18 protein-coding genes and 2 tRNA genes are annotated in these 20,401 nt (G+C 60.2%); 16 read left to right on the top strand and 4 right to left on the bottom strand.

The genetic code is table 11. The features are described from left to right. Positions 1–244: 244 nt before the first annotated feature. From ACXX9E_RS11780 to pdeM, 9 genes are all read left to right on the top strand, one after another. Positions 245–1,279 carry a ligase-associated DNA damage response exonuclease gene (locus ACXX9E_RS11780; RefSeq protein WP_458555453.1) on the top strand — a complete coding sequence of 345 codons (1,035 nt, stop codon included), beginning with the start codon at positions 245–247 and terminating at the stop codon, positions 1,277–1,279. Beyond that, positions 1,276–2,964, top strand: coding sequence for an ATP-dependent DNA ligase (locus ACXX9E_RS11775; protein ID WP_186744472.1), 1,689 nt, complete (start codon positions 1,276–1,278; stop codon positions 2,962–2,964). Before ACXX9E_RS11780 ends, ACXX9E_RS11775 begins: the two co-directional genes overlap by 4 nt. Positions 2,965–3,360: 396 nt before the next feature. After that, positions 3,361–4,143, top strand: a complete 783-nt coding sequence (locus tag ACXX9E_RS11770; protein WP_008083900.1) for a transporter substrate-binding domain-containing protein — start codon at positions 3,361–3,363, stop codon at positions 4,141–4,143. Between the two features lie 57 nt (positions 4,144–4,200). After that, complete coding sequence (locus ACXX9E_RS11765) at positions 4,201–4,929, top strand: ABC transporter permease (protein ID WP_128614962.1); 729 nt, start codon at positions 4,201–4,203, stop codon at positions 4,927–4,929. Next, positions 4,926–5,636: an ABC transporter permease gene (locus ACXX9E_RS11760; protein ID WP_186744470.1), complete on the top strand. Its 711-nt coding sequence runs from the start codon at positions 4,926–4,928 to the stop codon at positions 5,634–5,636. Before ACXX9E_RS11765 ends, ACXX9E_RS11760 begins: the two co-directional genes overlap by 4 nt. Before the next feature lie 11 nt (positions 5,637–5,647). Beyond that, entirely contained in the window at positions 5,648–6,766 is a 1,119-nt protein-coding gene (locus ACXX9E_RS11755) for a succinylglutamate desuccinylase/aspartoacylase family protein (RefSeq protein WP_447807615.1), read from the top strand. A 13-nt stretch (positions 6,767–6,779) separates the two neighbouring features. Beyond that, positions 6,780–7,544 carry an ABC transporter ATP-binding protein gene (locus ACXX9E_RS11750; RefSeq protein WP_123465226.1) on the top strand — a complete coding sequence of 255 codons (765 nt, stop codon included), beginning with the start codon at positions 6,780–6,782 and terminating at the stop codon, positions 7,542–7,544. 192 nt (positions 7,545–7,736) lie between these two features. After that, positions 7,737–10,226 carry a ligase-associated DNA damage response DEXH box helicase gene (locus ACXX9E_RS11745; protein WP_458555452.1) on the top strand — a complete coding sequence of 830 codons (2,490 nt, stop codon included), beginning with the start codon at positions 7,737–7,739 and terminating at the stop codon, positions 10,224–10,226. Further along, the gene (gene pdeM / locus ACXX9E_RS11740; RefSeq protein ID WP_128616389.1) at positions 10,223–10,879 is read left to right on the top strand and encodes a ligase-associated DNA damage response endonuclease PdeM; all 657 of its coding nucleotides are present in this window, start codon (positions 10,223–10,225) and stop codon (positions 10,877–10,879) included. The genes ACXX9E_RS11745 and pdeM overlap by 4 nt, the downstream gene beginning before the upstream one ends. 46 nt (positions 10,880–10,925) lie before the next feature. Here pdeM and ACXX9E_RS11735 read toward each other — a convergent pair whose 3' ends face one another. Together ACXX9E_RS11735 and dcd are read right to left on the bottom strand one after the other, a co-directional pair. Then, positions 10,926–11,135: a hypothetical protein gene (locus tag ACXX9E_RS11735; protein WP_222833542.1), complete on the bottom strand. Its 210-nt coding sequence runs from the start codon at positions 11,133–11,135 to the stop codon at positions 10,926–10,928. A gap of 107 nt (positions 11,136–11,242) precedes the next feature. Continuing rightward, the gene (dcd, locus tag ACXX9E_RS11730) at positions 11,243–11,809 is read right to left on the bottom strand and encodes a dCTP deaminase (protein ID WP_007940589.1); all 567 of its coding nucleotides are present in this window, start codon (positions 11,807–11,809) and stop codon (positions 11,243–11,245) included. A gap of 353 nt (positions 11,810–12,162) precedes the next feature. On the opposite strand from dcd, the gene ACXX9E_RS11725 reads away from it, so the two are divergent. Further along, the gene (locus ACXX9E_RS11725; protein WP_002554837.1) at positions 12,163–12,372 is read left to right on the top strand and encodes a cold-shock protein; all 210 of its coding nucleotides are present in this window, start codon (positions 12,163–12,165) and stop codon (positions 12,370–12,372) included. A gap of 161 nt (positions 12,373–12,533) precedes the next feature. Here the strand turns inward: ACXX9E_RS11725 and ACXX9E_RS11720 are convergent, their stop codons facing one another. After that, entirely contained in the window at positions 12,534–13,541 is a 1,008-nt protein-coding gene (locus tag ACXX9E_RS11720) for a DUF481 domain-containing protein (protein WP_123465218.1), read from the bottom strand. A gap of 164 nt (positions 13,542–13,705) precedes the next feature. Between ACXX9E_RS11720 and ACXX9E_RS11715 the strand changes: the two genes are divergently transcribed. The 4 genes from ACXX9E_RS11715 to ACXX9E_RS11700 all read left to right on the top strand — a co-directional run bounded on the left by ACXX9E_RS11715 (position 13,706) and on the right by ACXX9E_RS11700 (position 18,478). Further along, positions 13,706–14,059 (top strand): MGMT family protein, encoded by a 354-nt coding sequence (locus ACXX9E_RS11715; RefSeq protein WP_123465216.1) that lies wholly within the window; start codon positions 13,706–13,708, stop codon positions 14,057–14,059. Between the two features lie 43 nt (positions 14,060–14,102). Next, the gene (locus tag ACXX9E_RS11710; protein WP_458555451.1) at positions 14,103–15,662 is read left to right on the top strand and encodes an AmpG family muropeptide MFS transporter; all 1,560 of its coding nucleotides are present in this window, start codon (positions 14,103–14,105) and stop codon (positions 15,660–15,662) included. A gap of 129 nt (positions 15,663–15,791) precedes the next feature. Continuing rightward, positions 15,792–17,507 carry a proline--tRNA ligase gene (locus ACXX9E_RS11705; protein WP_123465212.1) on the top strand — a complete coding sequence of 572 codons (1,716 nt, stop codon included), beginning with the start codon at positions 15,792–15,794 and terminating at the stop codon, positions 17,505–17,507. Positions 17,508–17,524: 17 nt separating this feature from the next. After that, the gene (locus ACXX9E_RS11700) at positions 17,525–18,478 is read left to right on the top strand and encodes a hypothetical protein (RefSeq protein WP_128615699.1); all 954 of its coding nucleotides are present in this window, start codon (positions 17,525–17,527) and stop codon (positions 18,476–18,478) included. Positions 18,479–18,605: 127 nt separating this feature from the next. Here the strand turns inward: ACXX9E_RS11700 and dinB are convergent, their stop codons facing one another. Further along, positions 18,606–19,667 (bottom strand): DNA polymerase IV, encoded by a 1,062-nt coding sequence (gene dinB, locus ACXX9E_RS11695; RefSeq protein ID WP_458555450.1) that lies wholly within the window; start codon positions 19,665–19,667, stop codon positions 18,606–18,608. A gap of 280 nt (positions 19,668–19,947) precedes the next feature. Between dinB and ACXX9E_RS11690 the strand changes: the two genes are divergently transcribed. Beyond that, positions 19,948–20,024 (top strand) — tRNA-Met (locus ACXX9E_RS11690). A gap of 219 nt (positions 20,025–20,243) precedes the next feature. After that, positions 20,244–20,320, top strand: a tRNA-Met gene (locus tag ACXX9E_RS11685). Positions 20,321–20,401 lie beyond the last annotated feature (81 nt).

Here is a 20,401-nt window from a genome sequence, read left to right as displayed (position 1 = left end):
CTGGTGTTTTGCCGAATCCAGAATCAACTCGGTTCGGGCTTTGCCGAACCCATAATCAACTCGGCTGTGCTTTGCCGAACCCATAATCAACTCGGTCTTTCAGGTCGATGTAATTCACCAGACACCTCGGTCGGCCCCCTCTCCCTCCGGGAGAGGGCTGGGGTGAGGGGGCTTTTCAAAGTCGATAGAACTTCCGGACTCGCGTCCGCCTCATAGCTAACAAGCCCCCCATTCTGGTAACGACATGGACCTTGTTATCGCGCGCCCCGAAGGTTTGTATTGCCCGGCAGGCGATTTCTATATTGACCCGTGGCGTCCCGTCGAACGCTCGGTCATCACCCATGCCCACGGCGATCACGCCCGTAACGGCAACCAGCATTACCTGGCCAGCAGCGCCAGCGAAGGGATTTTGCGTGCGCGACTGGGTCAGGACATCAATCTGCAGACCCTCGCCTACGGCCAGCGCCTGACCCACCACGGCGTTACCTTGAGTTTTCACCCGGCGGGCCATGTGCTCGGTTCGGCGCAGGTGCGTCTGGAGTACGGCGGCGAAGTCTGGGTCGCGTCCGGCGATTACAAGATCGAACCGGACGGCACTTGCGCGCCGTTCGAGCCGGTGCGTTGCCATACCTTCATTACCGAATCGACCTTCGGCCTGCCGATCTACCGCTGGCAGCCGCAGGCGCAGGTGTTCAGCGAGATCAACCAGTGGTGGCAGGCGAACATCGCCGCCGGCAAGGCCAGCGTGTTGTTCTGCTATTCGTTCGGCAAGGCCCAGCGCATTCTGCACGGCATCGACGCCAGTCTCGGGCCGATCCTCAGTCATGGCGCGGTCGAACCGCTGAACCGGGTCTACCGCGAAGCCGGGGTGTACCTGCCGCCGACGATCTACGCCGGCGATGTGAAAAAGTCCGACCCGATCATGCGTCAGGCCTTGGTCATCGCCCCGCCGTCGGCCGGTGGCAGCACCTGGATGCGGCGTTTTGGTGATTTCAGCGACGCCTTCGCCAGCGGCTGGATGCGCCTGCGCGGCACTCGCCGGCGACGTGGCGTGGATCGCGGCTTCGTGCTGTCCGATCACGCCGACTGGCCCGGCCTGCTCTGGGCCATCAACCAGACCGGTGCCGAACGGGTGATGGTCACCCACGGCTCGATCAGCGTGCTGCTGCGTCATCTGCGCGAACAGGGCCTGGACGCGCAGGGTTTCAGCACCGAATACGGCGATGACGAAGAGGAGAACATCGGCGCCGCCCCGGTTATTGCCGAGGTACAAGCATGAAAGCCTTTGCCGAGTTGTACGCCGAACTCGACGCCACCACGTCCAGCAACGCCAAACTGGCGGCCATGCAACATTACTTCGCCCAGGCTGCACCGCAGGACGCCGCCTGGGCGGTGTACTTTCTGTCCGGCGGTCGTCCACGGCAACTGGTGCCGGTGCGCATCCTGCGCGAATTGGCCGTCGAGGTCTCGGGGCTTGCACCCTGGCTGTTCGAAGAGAGCTACCAGGCGGTCGGCGATCTGGCGGAAACCATTTCGCTGGTACTGCCGGAAAACCCGCACAGCTCCGAGGCCGGGCTGGCCGAGTGGGTCGAAGACAAACTGCTGCCATTGCGCGGTGAAACCCCGGAATACCTCACCCGCCAACTGCCAGCGCTGTGGGCGCAACTGGACCGACCGAGCCTGATGCTGTGCATCAAGCTGATCACCGGCAGTTTCCGCGTGGGGGTGTCGAAACTGCTGGTCACTCGCGCCCTGGCCTCCATGGCCGGGCTCGACAGCAAACGCGTGGCGCAGCGGTTGGTGGGTTACACCGACCTGTCGAACCGGCCGAACGCGGCCAGCTATCTGAAACTGATCGCCGCAGAATCGGCCGACGAGCACGCCCAGCGCGGCGGGCAACCGTACCCGTTTTTCCTCGCCCATGCCTTGTCGCAACCGGTCGAGGAGTTCGAAGCACTGATCGGCCCGGCGAGCAACTGGCAGGTGGAATGGAAGTGGGATGGCATCCGCGCGCAGGTGGTCAAGCGCGAAGGGCGTTTGTGGGTGTGGTCGCGCGGCGAGGAACTGGTGACCGAACGCTTTCCCGAGCTTGATGTGCTGGTACACGGTTTGCCGGAAGGCACGGTGGTCGATGGCGAAATCGTCGTGTGGAAAAGCACGCATCCGCGCACTGAAGACGCTTTCGATCCGCAATCGACCGAACCACCGGCGGTGCAACCCTTTGCCTTGCTGCAACAACGCATCGGTCGCAAGACCCTCGACAAGAAGATTCTCGAAGAGGTGCCGGTGGTGGTGCTCGCCTACGACTTGCTGGAATGGCAGGGTGAGGACTGGCGCAACCGGCCGCAGGCCGAGCGCCGCGCGCAACTGGAAGCGCTCATCGCCCGGTGCAACAGCCCGGTGTTACTGCCCTCCCCTGTGTTGACCGGCACCGACTGGTTCGACCTCGCCCGCCAGCGCGAAGCGTCGCGGCGGCTGGGAGTCGAGGGCATGATGCTCAAGGCCCGCGACGCGTTATACGGCGTCGGCCGCACCAAGGACATGGGCGTGTGGTGGAAGTGGAAAGTCGACCCGTTCAGTGTCGACGCGGTGCTGATCTACGCGCAACGCGGCCATGGTCGACGCGCCAGTCTGTACAGCGATTACACCTTCGCGGTGTGGGACGGCCCGCCGGAGTCGAGCGAGCGGTCACTGGTGCCGTTTGCCAAGGCCTATTCCGGGCTGACCGATGAGGAAATGCGCCAGGTCGACAGCATCGTGCGCAAGACCACGGTGGAAAAGTTCGGCCCGGTCAGCAGCGTGAAACCGAGCCTGGTGTTCGAGTTGGGGTTCGAAGGCATTGCCCTTTCGCGTCGACACAAAAGTGGTATTGCCGTGCGTTTCCCGCGCATGCTGCGCTGGCGCCAGGACAAGACCGTGGAAGAGGCCGATAGCCTGGCGACGTTACAGGATCTGTTGGCGTGACCCGGTTTTCCAGGACAGCGACCACGCATAGGAATGAATAACCGGCAGCGAGAGATCATCTGTGGCGAGGGGATTCATCCCCGTTCGACTGCGAAGCAGTCGCAAATCCCGATCACGCATTTACTGGGCTGTCGGGGGGGCGCCCAGCGCGCCCAACGAGGATAAATCCCCTCGCCACAAAAGCACTGTGAACCGCGGAAACGAGCCATCTTGGTGCAACGCATTTAACGCGCCCGTTTCCGTGCACCAATCCCCTCCTCGCCATGCTTGCGCCACCTTTTAAAACACTTGTTCGGGACTCTGGTTCGGAAATTGCTACTTTCTATGTGTCGTACGCGTTCCAGTAACAATAATTCTGCGCCACAAGCGCTCATATTGGTTCTTAGGGATTGAATAATGAAAAAAGCATTGCTGACCCTTTCTGCACTGGCGTTGTGCATGGCCGCCGGCTCCGCGCTGGCCAAGGAATACAAAGAGCTGCGCTTTGGCGTTGACCCTTCGTACGCACCGTTTGAGTCGAAAGCGGCCGACGGCAGCCTGGTGGGCTTCGATATCGACTTGGGTAACGCGATCTGCGCCGAACTGAAGGTCAAGTGCAAGTGGGTCGAAAGCGACTTCGACGGCATGATTCCGGGCCTGAAAGCCAATAAATTCGACGGTGTGATCTCGTCGATGACCGTGACCCCGGCCCGCGAAAAAGTCATCGACTTCTCCAGCGAACTGTTCTCCGGCCCGACCGCCTACGTGTCGAAAAAAGGCTCCGGTATCACCGCAGACGTTGCGTCGCTCAAAGGCAAAACCGTCGGCTACGAGCAAGGCACCATTCAGGAAGCCTATGCCAAAGCCGTGCTGGACAAGGCCGGCGTGAAGACTCAGGCCTATCAGAACCAGGACCAGGTGTATTCCGACCTGACTTCCGGCCGTCTCGACGCGGGCATTCAGGACATGCTGCAAGCCGAATTGGGCTTCCTGAAGTCGCCACAAGGCGCCGACTATGACGTCAGCAAGCCGGTCGACAACGAATTGCTGCCAGCCAAGACCGCTGTCGGTATTAAGAAAGGTAACACTGAGCTGAAGGCCCTTTTAGATAAAGGTATCAAAGCGTTACACGATGATGGCAAATACGCCGAGATTCAAAAGAAACACTTTGGCGATCTGAACCTGTACAGCGGCAAATAATGCCCCGGCGCCCATCACTCGATGGGCGCCTTTTCCATCCGCTCAGGTTGCTGATTTATGTTCGAAAACCTCTTACAAAATCTGGGGCTCTCCGCCTTCAGCCTCAAGGGCTTCGGTCCTTTGCTGTTGGAAGGCACCTGGATGACCATCAAATTATCGGCGTTGTCGCTGCTGGTGGCCGTGTTGCTCGGTCTGATCGGCGCCAGTGCCAAGCTGTCCAAAGTCAAACTGGTGCGCCTGCCAGCCCAGCTCTACACCACGCTGATTCGCGGGGTGCCGGATCTGGTGCTGATGCTGCTGATCTTCTACAGCCTGCAAACCTGGCTGACTTCGCTCACCGACTACATGGAATGGGAATACATCGAAATCGACCCGTTCAGCGCCGGAGTACTGACCCTGGGCTTCATTTATGGGGCGTATTTCACCGAGACCTTCCGTGGCGCGATCCTCGCCGTACCGCGCGGTCAGGTCGAAGCGGCCACCGCCTATGGCCTCAAGCGTGGCCAGCGTTTTCGTTTCGTGGTGTTCCCGCAAATGATGCGCTTTGCCTTGCCGGGCATCGGCAACAACTGGATGGTGATGCTCAAGGCCACCGCGCTGGTGTCGATCATCGGTCTGGCCGATCTGGTCAAAGCCGCGCAGGACGCCGGTAAAAGCACCTACCAACTGTTTTACTTCCTGGTCATCGCCGCGTTGATTTACCTGCTGATCACCAGTGCCTCGAACTTCATCCTGCGCTGGCTCGAACGCCGCTACGCCGCCGGTGCCCGGGAGGCCGTACGATGATCGAACTCCTGCAGGAATACTGGAAAGCCTTCCTCTATACCGACGGCCAGAACATCACCGGTCTGGCGATGACGATGTGGCTGCTCAGCGCGTCGATTTTCTTTGGTTTCCTGGTGTCGATTCCATTGTCGATCGCTCGGGTTTCATCGCACTTCTACATTCGCTGGCCGGTGCAGTTCTACACTTACCTGTTCCGGGGCACGCCGTTGTATATCCAGCTGCTGATCTGCTACACCGGGATCTACAGCCTGGCGGCGGTACGTGCGCAGCCTTTGCTCGACAGTTTCTTCCGCGATGCGATGAACTGCACGATCCTCGCCTTTGCCCTGAACACCTGCGCCTACACCACGGAGATTTTCGCCGGGGCGATCCGCAGCATGAACCATGGTGAAGTCGAAGCGGCCAAGGCCTACGGACTGACGGGCTGGAAGCTGTATGCCTACGTGATCATGCCCTCGGCCCTGCGCCGTTCGTTGCCGTACTACAGCAATGAAGTGATCCTGATGCTGCACTCGACCACCGTGGCGTTCACCGCGACCATCCCCGACATCCTGAAAGTTGCGCGGGACGCCAACTCGGCGACCTTCCTGACTTTCCAGTCGTTCGGCATCGCCGCGCTGATCTACCTGGCCATTACCTTTACGCTGGTCGGCCTGTTCCGCCTCGCCGAACGCCGATGGCTGGCCTTCCTCGGGCCGACCCACTAGGAAAACCTGTAATGCGACACCAGATCCATGACCTGCTGGCCCCGCTACCGGGGACCGCAAGACAGATCCACAGCTTCCACTTCGGCCCGGAGCAGGCCAAAGGCAAGGTCTACATCCAGTCGTCGCTGCATGCCGACGAACTGCCCGGGATGCTCGTCGCCTGGCACCTCAAGCAGCGCCTGGCGGAGCTGGAAGCCGCCGGGCGCCTGCGCAGCGAAATCGTGCTGGTGCCAGTGGCCAATCCGGTCGGCCTCGAACAAGTGCTGATGGACGTACCGCTGGGCCGCTACGAACTGGAGAGCGGGCAGAATTTCAATCGCTGGTTTGTCGACCTCAGCGAAGAAATCGGCAACGACATCGAGGGCAAGCTGAGCGATGACCCGCAACGCAACCTTGAGCTGATCCGCGCCAGCCTGCGCAACGCCCTCGCCCGCCAGACCGCCGGCACCCAACTGCAATCCCAGCGCCTGACCCTGCAACGGCTGGCCTGTGACGCCGACATGGTGCTGGACTTGCACTGCGACTTCGAATCAGTGGTTCATCTGTACACCACGCCGGAAGCGTGGCCGCAGGTCGAGCCTCTGGCGCGCTACATCGAGTCACGGGCGAGCCTGCTGGCCACCGATTCCGGCGGCCAGTCGTTCGATGAGTGCTTCACCCTGCTGTGGTGGCAACTGAAGGAGCGCTTCGGCGAACACTTCGACATTCCGCTGGGCAGTTTCTCGGTGACCGTCGAATTGCGCGGCCAGGGTGACGTCAATCACCCGATGGCCAGCCGCGATTGCCAGGCCTTGATCGACTACCTGATCCAGTTCGATGCGATCGTCGGCGAAACCAGACCGCAGCCGCCCTTGCCATTCCCGGCCACGCCACTGGCCGGCGTCGAACCGGTGACCACGCCGGTCGGCGGCCTGCTGGTGTACACCGCAACGGCCGGTCAATACCTGGAAGCCGGGCAACAGATCGCCGAAATCATCGACCCGATCCATGACCGGGTCACCCCCATTCATTGCACCAGCGCCGGCGTGATGTACGCCCGCTCGCTGCGACGCATGGCCACTGCCGGCATGGTCATCGCCCATGTTGCGGGCGCCGAAGCCTATCGCAGCGGCTACCTACTTTCGCCTTGAGGATGTCTGTCCCATGTACAAACTGACCGTTGAAGGCCTGCACAAAAGCTATGGCGACCATCAGGTGCTCAAAGGCGTTTCGCTCAAGGCCAAGACCGGCGACGTGATCAGCCTGATCGGCGCCAGCGGCTCGGGCAAAAGCACCTTTTTGCGCTGCATCAACTTCCTCGAACAACCCAACGACGGCGCCATGAGCCTTGATGGCCAGGCGATCCGCATGATCACCGACCGCCACGGCATGCACGTCGCCGACGCCGATGAATTGCAACGCCTGCGCACGCGTCTGGCGATGGTGTTCCAGCATTTCAACCTGTGGAGCCACATGACCGTGCTGGAAAACATCACCATGGCTCCGCGCCGGGTGCTGGGTTGCAGCAAACAGGAAGCCGACGACCGTGCCCGGCGCTATCTCGACAAGGTCGGCTTGCCGGCGCGGGTCGCCGATCAATACCCGGCGTTTCTCTCCGGAGGCCAGCAACAGCGCGTGGCGATTGCCCGCGCGCTGGCAATGGAGCCGGAGGTGATGCTGTTCGACGAACCGACGTCGGCGCTCGATCCGGAATTGGTGGGAGAAGTGCTGAAGGTGATTCAGGGGCTCGCCGAAGAAGGCCGGACCATGATCATGGTGACTCATGAGATGAGCTTCGCCCGCAAAGTCTCCAGCCAGGTGCTGTTCCTGCATCAGGGATTGGTTGAAGAAGAAGGTGCGCCCGAAGATGTGCTCGGCAACCCGAAAAGCGAACGCCTCAAACAATTCCTCAGCGGCAACCTCAAATAGCCATTAGTGCAAAACCCTGTGGGAGCGAGCTTGCTCGCGAAAGCATTCTGTCAGTCACATTGATTTTGAATGTTCCGCCGCCTTCGCGAGCAAGCTCGCTCCCACAGTGGACCTCCGCAGCCTACAAAAATCAAACTTGTCCGCCCGCCCCGTGGTCTCTGGAAGAACCCCTCCAGAGCGCGCGCAGCCCGCATGGCGAAATCCTCCGACCTCGCAAAAACCTGGTTCAGCGCCCGTGGCTGGAAGCCGTTCGCCTTTCAGAAGCAGCTGTGGGCTGCGGTCAAAAACGGCGAATCCGGCTTGCTCCACGCCAGCACCGGTGCCGGTAAAACCTATGCGGTCTGGTTCGCCGCGCTCAATCGCTTTGCCAAATGCGCCGCCGTCGTTGAAAGCCCACGCAAACGCAAACCACCGGCCGAACCGCTGACCGTCTTGTGGATCACGCCCATGCGTGCCCTCGCCGCCGACACCGCGCGCGCCTTGCAAAGCCCGGTCGATGATCTGCGCCTGCCGTGGAGCATCGGCCTGCGCACCGGTGACACCAGCAGCAGCGAGCGTGCCCGCCAGAGCCGACGCCTGCCGACAACCCTGATCACCACTCCGGAAAGCCTGACCTTGCTGTTGGCCCGCGCCGACGCCCGCACCGCGCTCTCGACCCTGCGCATGATCGTGGTGGATGAATGGCACGAACTGCTCGGCAATAAACGCGGCGTGCAGCTGCAACTGGCCCTCGCCCGCTTGCGTCATTGGCAACCCGAGCTGATTGTCTGGGGTATTTCCGCGACCCTCGGTAATCAATCCCACGCCGAGCAGGTGCTGATCCCACAGGGTGGCGGCGTGTGTGTGCAGGGGCAAAGCGAAAAATCGCTGACAGTCGACACCCTTCTCCCGACCGCCATCGAGCGTTTTCCGTGGGCCGGGCACATCGGTCTGAAGATGTTGCCGCAGGTCGTGGCCGAGCTCGATGCCTGCGCCAGCAGCCTGGTGTTCACCAATACCCGGGCGCAGTCGGAAATCTGGTATCAGGCCTTGCTTGAGGCGCGGCCGGACTGGGCCGGGTTGATTGCGTTGCATCACAGCTCATTGTCCCGCGAGACCCGTGACTGGGTTGAGCACGCCTTGAAGGAAGGTCAATTGAAGGCAGTGGTGTGCACGTCGAGCCTGGATCTGGGGGTGGATTTCCTGCCGGTGGAACGCGTGCTGCAAATCGGTTCGGCCAAGGGTGTCGCGCGGTTGATGCAACGCGCCGGGCGTTCGGGCCACGCACCGGGACGCACCTCGAGGGTGACCCTGGTACCGACACACAGCCTTGAACTGATCGAAGCAGCCGCCGCCCGCGATGCTGTCGAGCAACGGCGCATCGAACCGCGCCAGTCACCACACAAGCCACTGGATGTGCTGGTGCAGCACCTGGTCAGCATGGCATTGGGCGGCGGATTTGTTCCTGATGAGCTGTACGAAGAGGTCCGTGGGGCCTGGGCCTATCGTGACCTGACCCCGGCGGATTGGGCCTGGGCGCTGGCTTTCGTACGTCATGGCGGGATGTCTCTGACGGCCTATCCGGATTACCGTCGGGTCGAACCGGACGAACACGGCGTCTGGCGCGTACCCGATGCACGCTTGGCGCGCCGCCATCGCATGAGCATCGGCACGATCGTCAGCGATGCGAGCATTCATCTGAAGTTCTGGAGCAAGGGCGGTGGCGGCAAACAACTGGGCAGCGTCGAGGAAGGTTTTATTGCAAGGCTGAAACCCGGCGACGGGTTTCTGTTTGCCGGGCGTTTGCTGGAGTTGGTGCGGGTGGAAAACATGACCGCTTACGTCAAACGCAGCACCGCGAAAAAAGCCGCCGTGCCACGCTGGAATGGCGGGCGCATGCCGCTCTCCAGTGAACTGGCCGAGGCCGTGGTCAGGCGCTTCAGCGCCGCCGCAGAGGGCGCGTTCGCCGGCCCGGAAATGCACGCCTTGCGGCCATTGCTGGACACCCAGACACGCTGGTCTGGCCTGCCCACCACCGATAATTTGCTCGCAGAAGTGCTGAAATCCCGCGAAGGCTGGCACCTTTTCCTCTACCCGTTCGCCGGTCGTCAGGTGCATCTGGGGCTCGCCAGCCTGCTGGCCTGGCGCGTCAGCCAGCGCCAGCCGCTGACGTTCTCCATCGCGGTGAACGACTACGGGCTGGAATTGCTCAGCGCCACGCCTGTGGACTGGGCCGAGCAACTCGATACCGCGTTGCTCAGCCCCGAACAGTTATTGAAGGATGTGCTCGCCAGTCTCAACGCGGGCGAGTTGGCCCTGCGGCGCTTTCGCGAAATCGCCCGAATTGCCGGACTGGTGTTCGCCGGTTACCCCGGCGCGCCGAAAAGCACCCGTCAGGTGCAGGCCTCCAGCGGTCTGTTTTTCGAAGTGTTCAAACAATACGACGCCGACAACCTGTTGCTGGCCCAGGCCGGGGAAGAAGTCTTACGAGAAGAACTGGATATTCAACGTCTGGAACAGACACTGGAGCACATCAACCGGATGAAACTCGACGTGCATCAGATAAAGCGTCCTACGCCACTGGGGTTTCCACTGCTGGTGGAACGCATGCGCGAAAGCATGAGTTCAGAGAAACTCGCTGACCGCATCAGACGTATGGTCGGCGACCTGGAAAAATCCGCCGACAAGGGCAAATCCCGATGAGCGCGCCCTACCCTGTGCGGTTGGCAGGTGAAGACCTCTGGTTGCTGCCGGAGAAGGCCCTGTACTGGCCAGCGCAACAAGCCTTGCTGATAGCCGATGTGCATTTCGGCAAAGCCGCCGCCTACCGCAGCCTCGGTCAACCGGTCCCGCAAGGCACCACGGCGAGCAATATCGCGGTGATTGACCGATTGCTGGCGAAACTGCCCTGCCGGCAACTGATATTTCTCGGCGATTTTCTGCACGGGCCCGGCTCCCATGCAGAGGGTACGCTAAACGCCTTGGCGCAATGGCGAGCGCGCCACGCCGAACTGCCGATGACACTGATCCGTGGCAATCACGACAAACGCGCGGGCGATCCGCCTGATTCGCTGAATATCCGGGTCGTGCCTGAACCGCTGCTGATAGGACCGTTCGCTTTGCAGCATGAACCGGACCCGCATTCTGAAAGACACGTGCTGGCCGGTCATGTGCATCCCGTGTATCGGCTGCATGGCAAGGGTCGACAAAGTTTGCGCCTGGCGTGTTTCAGGCTCAGCGAAGGCATCAGCCTGCTACCGGCCTTTGGCGCATTTACCGGGGGTTATCCGGTCGAGAAGGAGGAAAGCTGCAGGATTTTCGTCATCGGTGACAACGAAATATGGCCAGTCAGTTGAAGTCGTCGCAGACCTCGACTGACTGGCCATTGGTTTTCAACGCAGATCAGGCAACCGGTGCCGGAGGCGGCTCGTCCGGAAGGATAGGATCGCCCGGCTCGGTTGGTTGTTCGTTGGGGGTATCGGGGTCGGGCTGACCGGGAATTCCACCGGCCATGCTCAGAGGCGGGTGCGCCAACAATGACCAGGCCAATACGCCAACCTGATTGGGCTCAAGCCTTGCCAGTTCGGCAGTGATTTGCGGATCGATCTTCATAGGGCACTCCTCGGCGAAGGCCCGTTTCGACAGAAACAAAAACGGGCAGTACACCCCATAGAGTGTCTGCCCGCCAAAGAATTCCCGTGATCTGTCGGATGGACGGATCAGGTACGCGGCAAGGTCACGCCACGCTGGCCCTGGTACTTGCCGCCACGGTCCTTGTAGGAAACTTCACATTCCTCGTCGGACTCAAGGAACAGCATCTGTGCCACGCCTTCGTTGGCGTAGATTTTCGCCGGCAGGTTGGTGGTGTTGGAGAACTCCAGGGTCACGTGACCTTCCCACTCTGGCTCGAGCGGGGTGACGTTGACGATGATGCCGCAACGCGCGTAGGTGCTTTTACCCAGGCAGATGGTCAATACATTGCGCGGGATGCGGAAATACTCGACGGTGCTGGCCAGGGCGAAAGAGTTCGGCGGGATGATGCAGACATCGCTGTGGATGTCGACGAAGCTGCCGGCATCGAAGTTTTTCGGATCGACGATGGCCGAGTTGATGTTGGTGAACACCTTGAAATGGTTGGTGCAACGCACATCGTAGCCGTAGCTCGACACGCCGTAGGAGATCACACGGCTGTCGTCGCTGCCGCGCATCTGACGCTCGACGAACGGCTCGATCATGCCGTGTTCCTGCGCCATGCGGCGAATCCACTTGTCCGATTTGATGCTCATGGCGGGTGTCCTGAATAGCGAGGTGGAAAAATTCTGTCCGGCATCTTACCGGGCGCGCCGCCGCGTTCAAAGTGCGGGGTGCAATTCTCGTCGAACACCCTGGAATGACAGGCTCTGGCGACGAACCGTCGCACCGCCGATCCTTAAAACAGAGAAACCTGTGCAAGAAGCATTGGCACGTCTCGGAAAAAGGGTTAAGGTGGCGCCACTGTGCTGCTTGTGTCACTGAGAATCTCTACACGATATGTTGAATTTCGATCCAACCATCTACAAGAATTTTTCCTGCTCTTTGCACTCAGTCTCGGCCAGGGTTCTTCCTGAGTCGCAGTTATCTTTGTTCAAGGAGTTACACCATGTCTAATCGCCAAACCGGTACCGTTAAGTGGTTCAACGATGAAAAAGGCTTCGGCTTCATCACTCCACAATCCGGTGACGACCTGTTCGTTCACTTCAAAGCTATCCAATCCGACGGCTTCAAAAGCCTGAAAGAAGGCCAACAGGTTTCTTTCATCGCTACCCGCGGTCAGAAAGGCATGCAAGCTGAAGAAGTACAAGTTATCTAACTTGTAGCTTCTTTAGAAAAGAGCCCCGCCCTTAAAAGCGGGGCTTTTTTGTGGGCGCTTGTTTTCCGGGCGTAAAAAAAGATCGCAGCCTTCGGCAGCGCCTACAGGATGTACATTAATCCTCTGGAGCTGCCGAAGGCTGCGATCTTTTTGCCTGTGCCTTACCAGGCCACGCCAAACCCTGCGGTATAGCGGGTCTTGTTCAGGTCCGCATCCTGGGTACCGCTAATGATGTCGCGCTCGGCCTTGAGGTTGAGCGACGCCCAGTCGGTGACCTTGTAGCGCAAGCCCAATTCGGCATCCAGCGCGTAGTTGGCGACGTCGGAGAGCGGCTTGCCCAGCTCGCCACTGGTGAAGAACTCGACTTTCTTGCCAATCAGGTAGCGGTTGTAATCCCACTTCATCGCGACCGAGTAGAAATTGTCCTTGCCGCCATCGCTGTACTCGTAATCGGTACGGTTGAGCAGCGAACCCAGCGAGAACGCGCCCAGTTCGTCATCCCAGAACTGGTAACCCGGACCTGTACCGACCACGCGCTGACGCGACAGCTCTTCGACGTAATCCCGCTTGTAGTTCAGACGCCCCTGCCAGAACCACTTGTCGGTCAGGAAGCGGTCGAGGGCGTATTCGGCGCGCCAATTGTTAGTGGTGACCTGTTCGTCCTGCACTTCGCGGTTGTATTCGCCTTCGCCGGTGTGGCGCCAGCGACCATGACGTGCAGTGGTCTTGAAGTCGATGTCATAGTCGTCGGTGTCCTTTTCCGCGCGCTGATAATCCAGGGCGAGGCCGACGTTGCCCTTCCAGACCAGATCCTCGACCACCGGTTTCGGCTTGAGAATCTGTTGAATGCTCGCCAGCTCCACGGTTTTCGGTGCTTCGCCATTGGCCAGGGTGACCTTGCCGTCATCGGCTGCGGTCAGTGACTTGGCTTTTTCACCGGTATAAGCATCCTGTTTGACCAACAACTCTTGATCACTTTCCAGGGTCTTGACCTGTTTCCAGTCGATCGTGACTGCACCCGCATATTGGGTCTGGATCAGCAATTTGCCGCCATCGAACAGGGAAATTTTGCCACTGAGCTTGTCACCGTTCTTCAACCAGACGGTATCGGCAAGCAGGGGCGTAGACGCGCTGAAGACAGCAAGGCACAGCAAGGTTCTGGACAACATAAGCGGACTGAGGGCTCAGGATTGCAAAAAAAGATCGGCATTATCCGTAGGAATAATGCCCTGACAAGGACTGACCGGGCGATTTCCATTGAGTTCATTTCTCAATAGCGCTCCGAGGGATTACGCTTGAGTCATCAACATGAGCATGCTCAGGAACCGCGTACGTGACAGATCCGACCCACGCAGACGAAAGCGAAGCGCAAATCCGACGCACGGCGCTCTACTCGACCCTCGCCCAAGTGCCGGAAGGCAAAGTCGTCAGCTATGGCCAGTTGGCTGAACTGGCCGGTTTAGGGCGCGCCGCCCGCTGGGTCGGCCGCACCTTGAGTCAATTGCCGGGGGATACGCGCCTGCCCTGGCACCGTGTGCTGGGTGCCGGCGGTCGGATCAGCCTGCCGGCGGGCAGCCCTTCGGGCGATGAACAACGGGCAAGATTGCGCATGGAAGGCATCACCGTCCTGAACAATCGTGTGGATATTCAGCGCCATGGCTGGCGTCCGGTAGAGCACAGCGGTTAGAGTGCGCGCTTTGTTTTCGCAATCTTGAGGCAGACTTCAGCCCATGCCCCGTAAAACCTGGCGCGCCGCGCTAGCCGCTTATGCCAGTCCTTCGACGCTCGTGCTGTTGTTGCTCGGTTTCGCCGCCGGCCTGCCGTACATGCTGGTGTTCTCTACGCTTTCCGTCTGGCTGCGTGAAGCCGGTGTCGCCCGTGAAACCATCGGCTACGCCAGCCTGATCGGCCTGGCTTACGCGTTCAAATGGGTCTGGTCACCGCTGCTCGACCAATGGCGCCTGCCGTTGCTGGGCAAACTTGGCCGACGACGTTCCTGGCTGGTGCTGTCGCAGACACTGGTGATTCTCGGCCTGATCGGCATGGGCTTCTGTGATCCGCAGAAACACCTGTCCTGGCTGATCGCCATCGCCGTTATCGTCGCCTTCGCCTCTGCAACCCAGGACATCGCGGTCGACGCCTATCGCCTGGAAATCGCCGATGACAGCCGCCAGGCCGCACTGGCCGCCAGTTACATGTCCGGCTACCGCGTCGCCGCCCTGCTGGCCACGGCCGGTGCACTGTTCTTTGCCGAAGGCTTCGGCTCGACCGGCTTCAACTATCAACACTCGGCCTGGACCGGCACCTATGCCCTGTTCGGGGTGCTGATGATCCCTGCCCTGCTGACCTCGCTGCTGATGCGCGAACCACCCGTACCGCTGCGCACGCAGTTGCAGGCCGGCCGCTACAGTTTTGTGCATCAACTCGCGTCGGTATTCGTACTGATCGTGTTACTGGTGTCGGTACCGGCGATGTTCACCCAGCTCTACAACACCGACTTCGCCGAAGTGTTGTTTGGCACCATGAGCCCGCTCGACCTGTTGCTCGAAGACCGCGCCTTCCTGCGTGCGATCCTTTACACGCTGCTCACCTGGATGTGCCTGTCGGCGATGGGTCGCCGTGGCCTGGCGCCGGTGCTGACTCCGGTCAACGACTTCATTCTGCGCTACCGCTGGCAGGCGCTGCTGTTGCTCGGACTGATCGCCACCTATCGGATGTCCGACACCGTGATGGGCGTAATGGCCAACGTGTTCTACATCGACCAGGGTTTCACCAAGGACCAGATCGCCAGTGTCAGCAAGATTTTCGGCCTGATCATGACCCTTGTCGGCGCGGGCATGGGCGGCCTGCTGATCGTGCGTTTCGGCATCCTGCCGATCCTGTTCATCGGCGGTGCGGCCTCGGCGGGCACCAACCTGCTGTTTGTGATGCTCGCCGACATGGGCCCGAACCTGCAGATGCTGGTGGTGACCATTTCCCTCGACAACTTCAGTTCCGGGCTGGCCACCTCGGCGTTCGTCGCCTATCTGTCGAGCCTGACCAACCTCAAGTTCTCCGCGACGCAATACGCCCTGCTCAGCTCGATCATGCTTTTGCTGCCACGCCTGATCGGCGGCTATTCCGGGGTGATGGTCGAGAAGTTCGGTTACCACAACTTCTTCATGATCACCGCGTTGCTCGGCGTACCGACCCTGGTGCTGATTGCCCTGCACTGGTTCCAGGAAAATCGCCGCGAGGGCCCTACGCCCACCCCCGAGCCGGTGCCGACGCCGGTTGCGGAAGAGTCGTAAGACATTTCACCCACGGCGGGAGGAATCCCGCCGTTGGACCTCACCGCCGGCCACGCTTCTGTACGTCAGCAAAACTCGCCGGTACACTGCTCCGTCATTTCCAGTCATAGCAACCGACAACGGCCAACCATGCGCACCAGTCAATTTTTGCTCGCCACACAGAAAGAAACGCCTTCCGATGCGGTCGTGATCAGCCATCAGCTGATGCTGCGCGCCGGCATGATCCGCAAACTTGCCTCGGGCCTGTACACCTGGCTGCCGATGGGCCTGCGAGTCATGCGCAAGGTTGAAGCCATCGTTCGCGAAGAAATGAACGCTGCCGGCTCTCTGGAAGTGTTGATGCCGAGCACCCAACCGGCCGAGCTGTGGCAGGAATCGGGACGCTGGGACGAATACGGCCCTGAGCTGCTGCGCATCAAGGATCGCCACGGTCGCGACTTCTGCGCGGGCCCGACCCACGAAGAAGTGATCACCGATCTGATGCGCAACGAGTTGAGCAGCTACAAACAGCTGCCGATCAACCTGTACCAGATCCAGACCAAATTCCGTGACGAAATCCGCCCACGCTTCGGTTTGATGCGCGGCCGCGAATTCATCATGAAGGACGCCTACTCCTTCCACGCCGACCAGGCATCGCTGCAGGTCACCTATGACCGCATGCACCAGGCGTACTGCAACGTGTTCACCCGCCTGGGCCTGAAATTCCGTCCGGTTGAAGCCGACAACGGCTCGATCGGTGGCGCCGGTTCGCACGAATTCCACGTACTGGCCGAATCCGGCGAAGACGATATCGTCTTCAGCAACGGTTCCGACTACGCGGCGAACATTGAAAAAGCCGAAGCGGTGCCACGCGAAACTTCGCGCGCCGCTCCGACCGAAGAGCTGCGCCTGGTCGATACGCCAGACACCAAGACCATCGCGGCGCTGGTGGAGAAATTCAATCTGCCGATTGAAAAGACCATCAAGACCCTGATCGTGCGCGCCGAAGAAGAAGGCAAGCTGATCGCGCTGGTCATCCGTGGCGACCACGAACTCAACGAAATCAAGGCTGCCCAGCAACCTGGCGTGGCCAGCCCGCTGGTCATGGCTACCGATGCCGAACTGCGTGACGCCATCGGCGCCGGCGCCGGTTCCCTCGGCCCGCTGAACCTGCCATTGCCAATCATCATCGACCGCTCGGTCGAGCTGATGAGCGACTTCGGTATCGGCGCGAACATCGACGACAAGCACTACTTCGGCGTGAACTGGGAACGTGACCTGCCGGTTCCGACCGTCGCCGACCTGCGCAACGTCGTGGCCGGCGATCCAAGCCCGGACGGCAAAGGCACCCTGGAAATCAAGCGCGGCATCGAAGTCGGGCACATCTTCCAGCTGGGCAACAAGTACAGCAAGGCGATGAAGTGCGAAGTGCTGGGCGAGAACGGCAAGCCTGTCACCCTGGAAATGGGTTGCTACGGCATCGGCGTGTCCCGCGTGGTTGCCGCCGCCATCGAGCAGAACAACGACGAAAACGGCATCATCTGGAGCGACACCCTGGCGCCGTTCCAGATCGCTCTGGTACCGCTGCGTTATGAAACCGAGCAGGTGCGCGAAGCCACCGACAAGCTGTACGCGGAACTGACCGCTGCCGGCTTCGAAGTGCTGCTGGACGATCGCGACAAGAAAACCAGCCCGGGCATCAAGTTCGCGGACATGGAGCTGATCGGCATTCCGCACCGGATCGTGGTCAGTGACCGCGGTCTTGCCGAAGGCAACCTGGAATACAAGAGCCGTACCGAGGCCGAAGCGCAAGCGCTGCCGGTCGCCGATGTAGTGCCCTTCCTTCAGGCCCGTATCCGCCGCTGATTCCAGATAGAGACCTCATGTTCAAGCGAAACACCTTGGGCCTCGGTGGCACCGCCCTGTGCGGTGCCCTGCTGGTCAGCGGCTGTGCCAATCACATGTCACAGCGCAGCGAGCACGAAGAGCGGGTCGAGCGCAAACTGCTCGACCACAGCCTGCAGATCGATGTCGGTGAGCCCAAGGAGCTTGAGCTGCCGCAGCGACGCGTGAAAATCAACGAACAGAAGACCTTCGAAGTCACCGAGTTCGAAGTCACCCGTCGTTACGACCGTTACACGCCTTACCAACCCTGGCGGGAGGTCTACGAGATTCCGCTCGGCGCGGTGGCCGTGGTGGCCGGTATCGGCGCGAATGTGGTCAATGTCTTCGCTCTGGGTAACCTGCCGGACAGCGTGACCAAGGATTGGCTGAACTACGGCATTGCCGGGGTCAACCCGTTCATGAACGTGCAGTCCCATGGGCGTGCGCAACAGAACCTGGCCGGTATAGATGAAGTCCAGCGCGACAAGCGCATGGAGTATTCGAGCCTGCCGTGGAGCGAGCGGCCGGTGCAGGTCAAGGCCGGCAAGCAGACCTTCGACATGACCACCGACCGCAACGGCGTGCTGCGCCTGAACCTGCTGGACAGTCCGTTCGCCGAAAATGACCTCAATCATGTCGGCAAACTGCAGATCAGCGTCGAGGACGGCAAGGATGACGTGCACAGCGACTCGTCCCTGACCATCAGCAGCCACCTGCGCAGCAAGTTGCTGGAAGCGCACGGGCTGATTTACGACGATCTGGAAGACGACGAAGTGAGTCAGTGGGTCCACCGGGTCAAACGTCTGTCGGAACTGGGGCTGGAAGAAGAAGCCAGCGAGCTGGAACAAAGCCTGATCGAACTGACCCGTAACGATCCTGAGTTGCAGACCGAGTTTCTCAAGTCGCTGACCAAGGATGCCGGGCGCCTGGTGGCGGATCCGGGACCGAATTAAAAGCTAAAAGCATCGCGGGCAAGCCCGCTCCCACAGTGTTTAATGGTGAAACACACATTGTGTGAACTCCAAAAATCCCTGTGGGAGCGGGCTTGCCCGCGATGACCATCCGAAATTTGTCGCAAAACTACCGCTCAAACAACTCCATCTGCTCAAACCCGCCGCGCAAATCCTCCAGCCTTACCCCGACCCCGAGCAACCGCACCGGTTTCCCGCCGCGATTGAACGCCTGCGTCAGCATCAACTGATAACTGCCCAGATCGCGCCCTGCCCCGGCCTGCTCCAGCGTGGTCTGGGTAAAGTCATGGAATTTCACTTTGACGAATGGCTTGCCCGGTCGATAGCTGCTGTCGATGCGCGCCATGCGGGTTTTCAGGGTTTCCAGCAGTTCGGGCAATTTATCCAGGCAACTGCGCAGATCCGGCAGGTCAACGTCGTAGGTGTTTTCGACGCTGATCGACTGACGCCGACTGTCATTGTGCACTTGCCGGTCATCAATCCCGCGGGCCAGGCTCCAGAGTCGCTCGCCAAAACTGCCGAATTCGCGCACCAGCGCCAGCTTGCCCCACTCACGCAACTGCAGGCAGTCGACGATACCGAGCTTGCCCAGCCGGTCGGCGGTGACCTTGCCGACGCCGTGCAACTTGCTCACTGGCAAACCGCTGACAAAGTCCTCGACCTGGTCCGGGGTGATCACGAACAAGCCGTTGGGCTTTTTCCAGTCGCTGGCGATCTTTGCCAGAAACTTGTTTGGCGCCACGCCGGCGGAAACGGTGATGTGCAACTGATTGGAGACGCGTCGGCGGATGTCCTGGGCAATGCGCGTGGCGCTGCCGCCGAAATGCGCGCTGTCAGACACGTCGAGGTAAGCCTCATCCAGCGACAGGGGCTCGATGAGGTCGGTGTAGTCGGCAAAGATCGTGTGAATTTCCTTCGATGCTTCCCGGTACGCATCCATCCGCGGCTTGACGATGGTCAGGTCCGGGCACAGCTTCAAGGCATGCCCGGAGGCCATGGCCGAGCGCACGCCGTACGCCCGCGCCTCATAATTACAGGTGGCAATCACCCCGCGCCGGTCCGCCGACCCTCCCACTGCCAATGGCTTGCCCGCCAGCCGCGGGTCATCGCGCATCTCGATGGCGGCGTAGAAACAGTCACAGTCGATGTGGATGATTTTTCGCTGAGTCATGTCAGAAAAGGAAACGTGGCGAACCGGATCAGCAGTATCTCACTGAGACCTGTATATAGCACCAGTGGTTTGAATGTTCTTTCCCAGCGGTAGGAAAAGTCCTTTGAATTTGTTTTTTCAATTGAAACTGAGCACCCAATAGAGCTGAAAGCCTTGCCCCACCTGCCCTACGGCAGGACAAGACACCTGTAAAGGAACGCTAACCGATTGAACCTCAAGAGATTTTATCCAAATCAAGGTTGACACTCCGGCGATCCTCTGTAGAATGCCGACACACAGACGCGGGATGGAGCAGTCTGGTAGCTCGTCGGGCTCATAACCCGAAGGTCGTCGGTTCAAATCCGGCTCCCGCAACCAAACATCAAAAAAGGCTACTCGAAAGAGTGGCCTTTTTTGTGCGCGTGTGTTTTTGCAGATCGACCTGCCCACAATGCTGCAGGCAAACAGGAATTCGTTGTATTTCCGAAACTTAACCCATGACCTGCGACCGTTTGCCGCGATTTCACGCTTATTTGACCCTTTTCGGGATTAGCGGTTGACACTCAGCCGTTCGCCTGTAGAATGCCGCCACACAGACGCGGGATGGAGCAGTCTGGTAGCTCGTCGGGCTCATAACCCGAAGGTCGTCGGTTCAAATCCGGCTCCCGCAACCAAACATCAAAAAAGGCTACTCGAAAGAGTGGCCTTTTTTGTATCTGTTGAAAAAGTCCTTTCGCAACAATGATCTGTCACTG

The organism is Pseudomonas sp. GNP014 (genome assembly GCF_054344005.1).
This window is presented reverse-complemented; position numbering and strand designations above follow the sequence as displayed.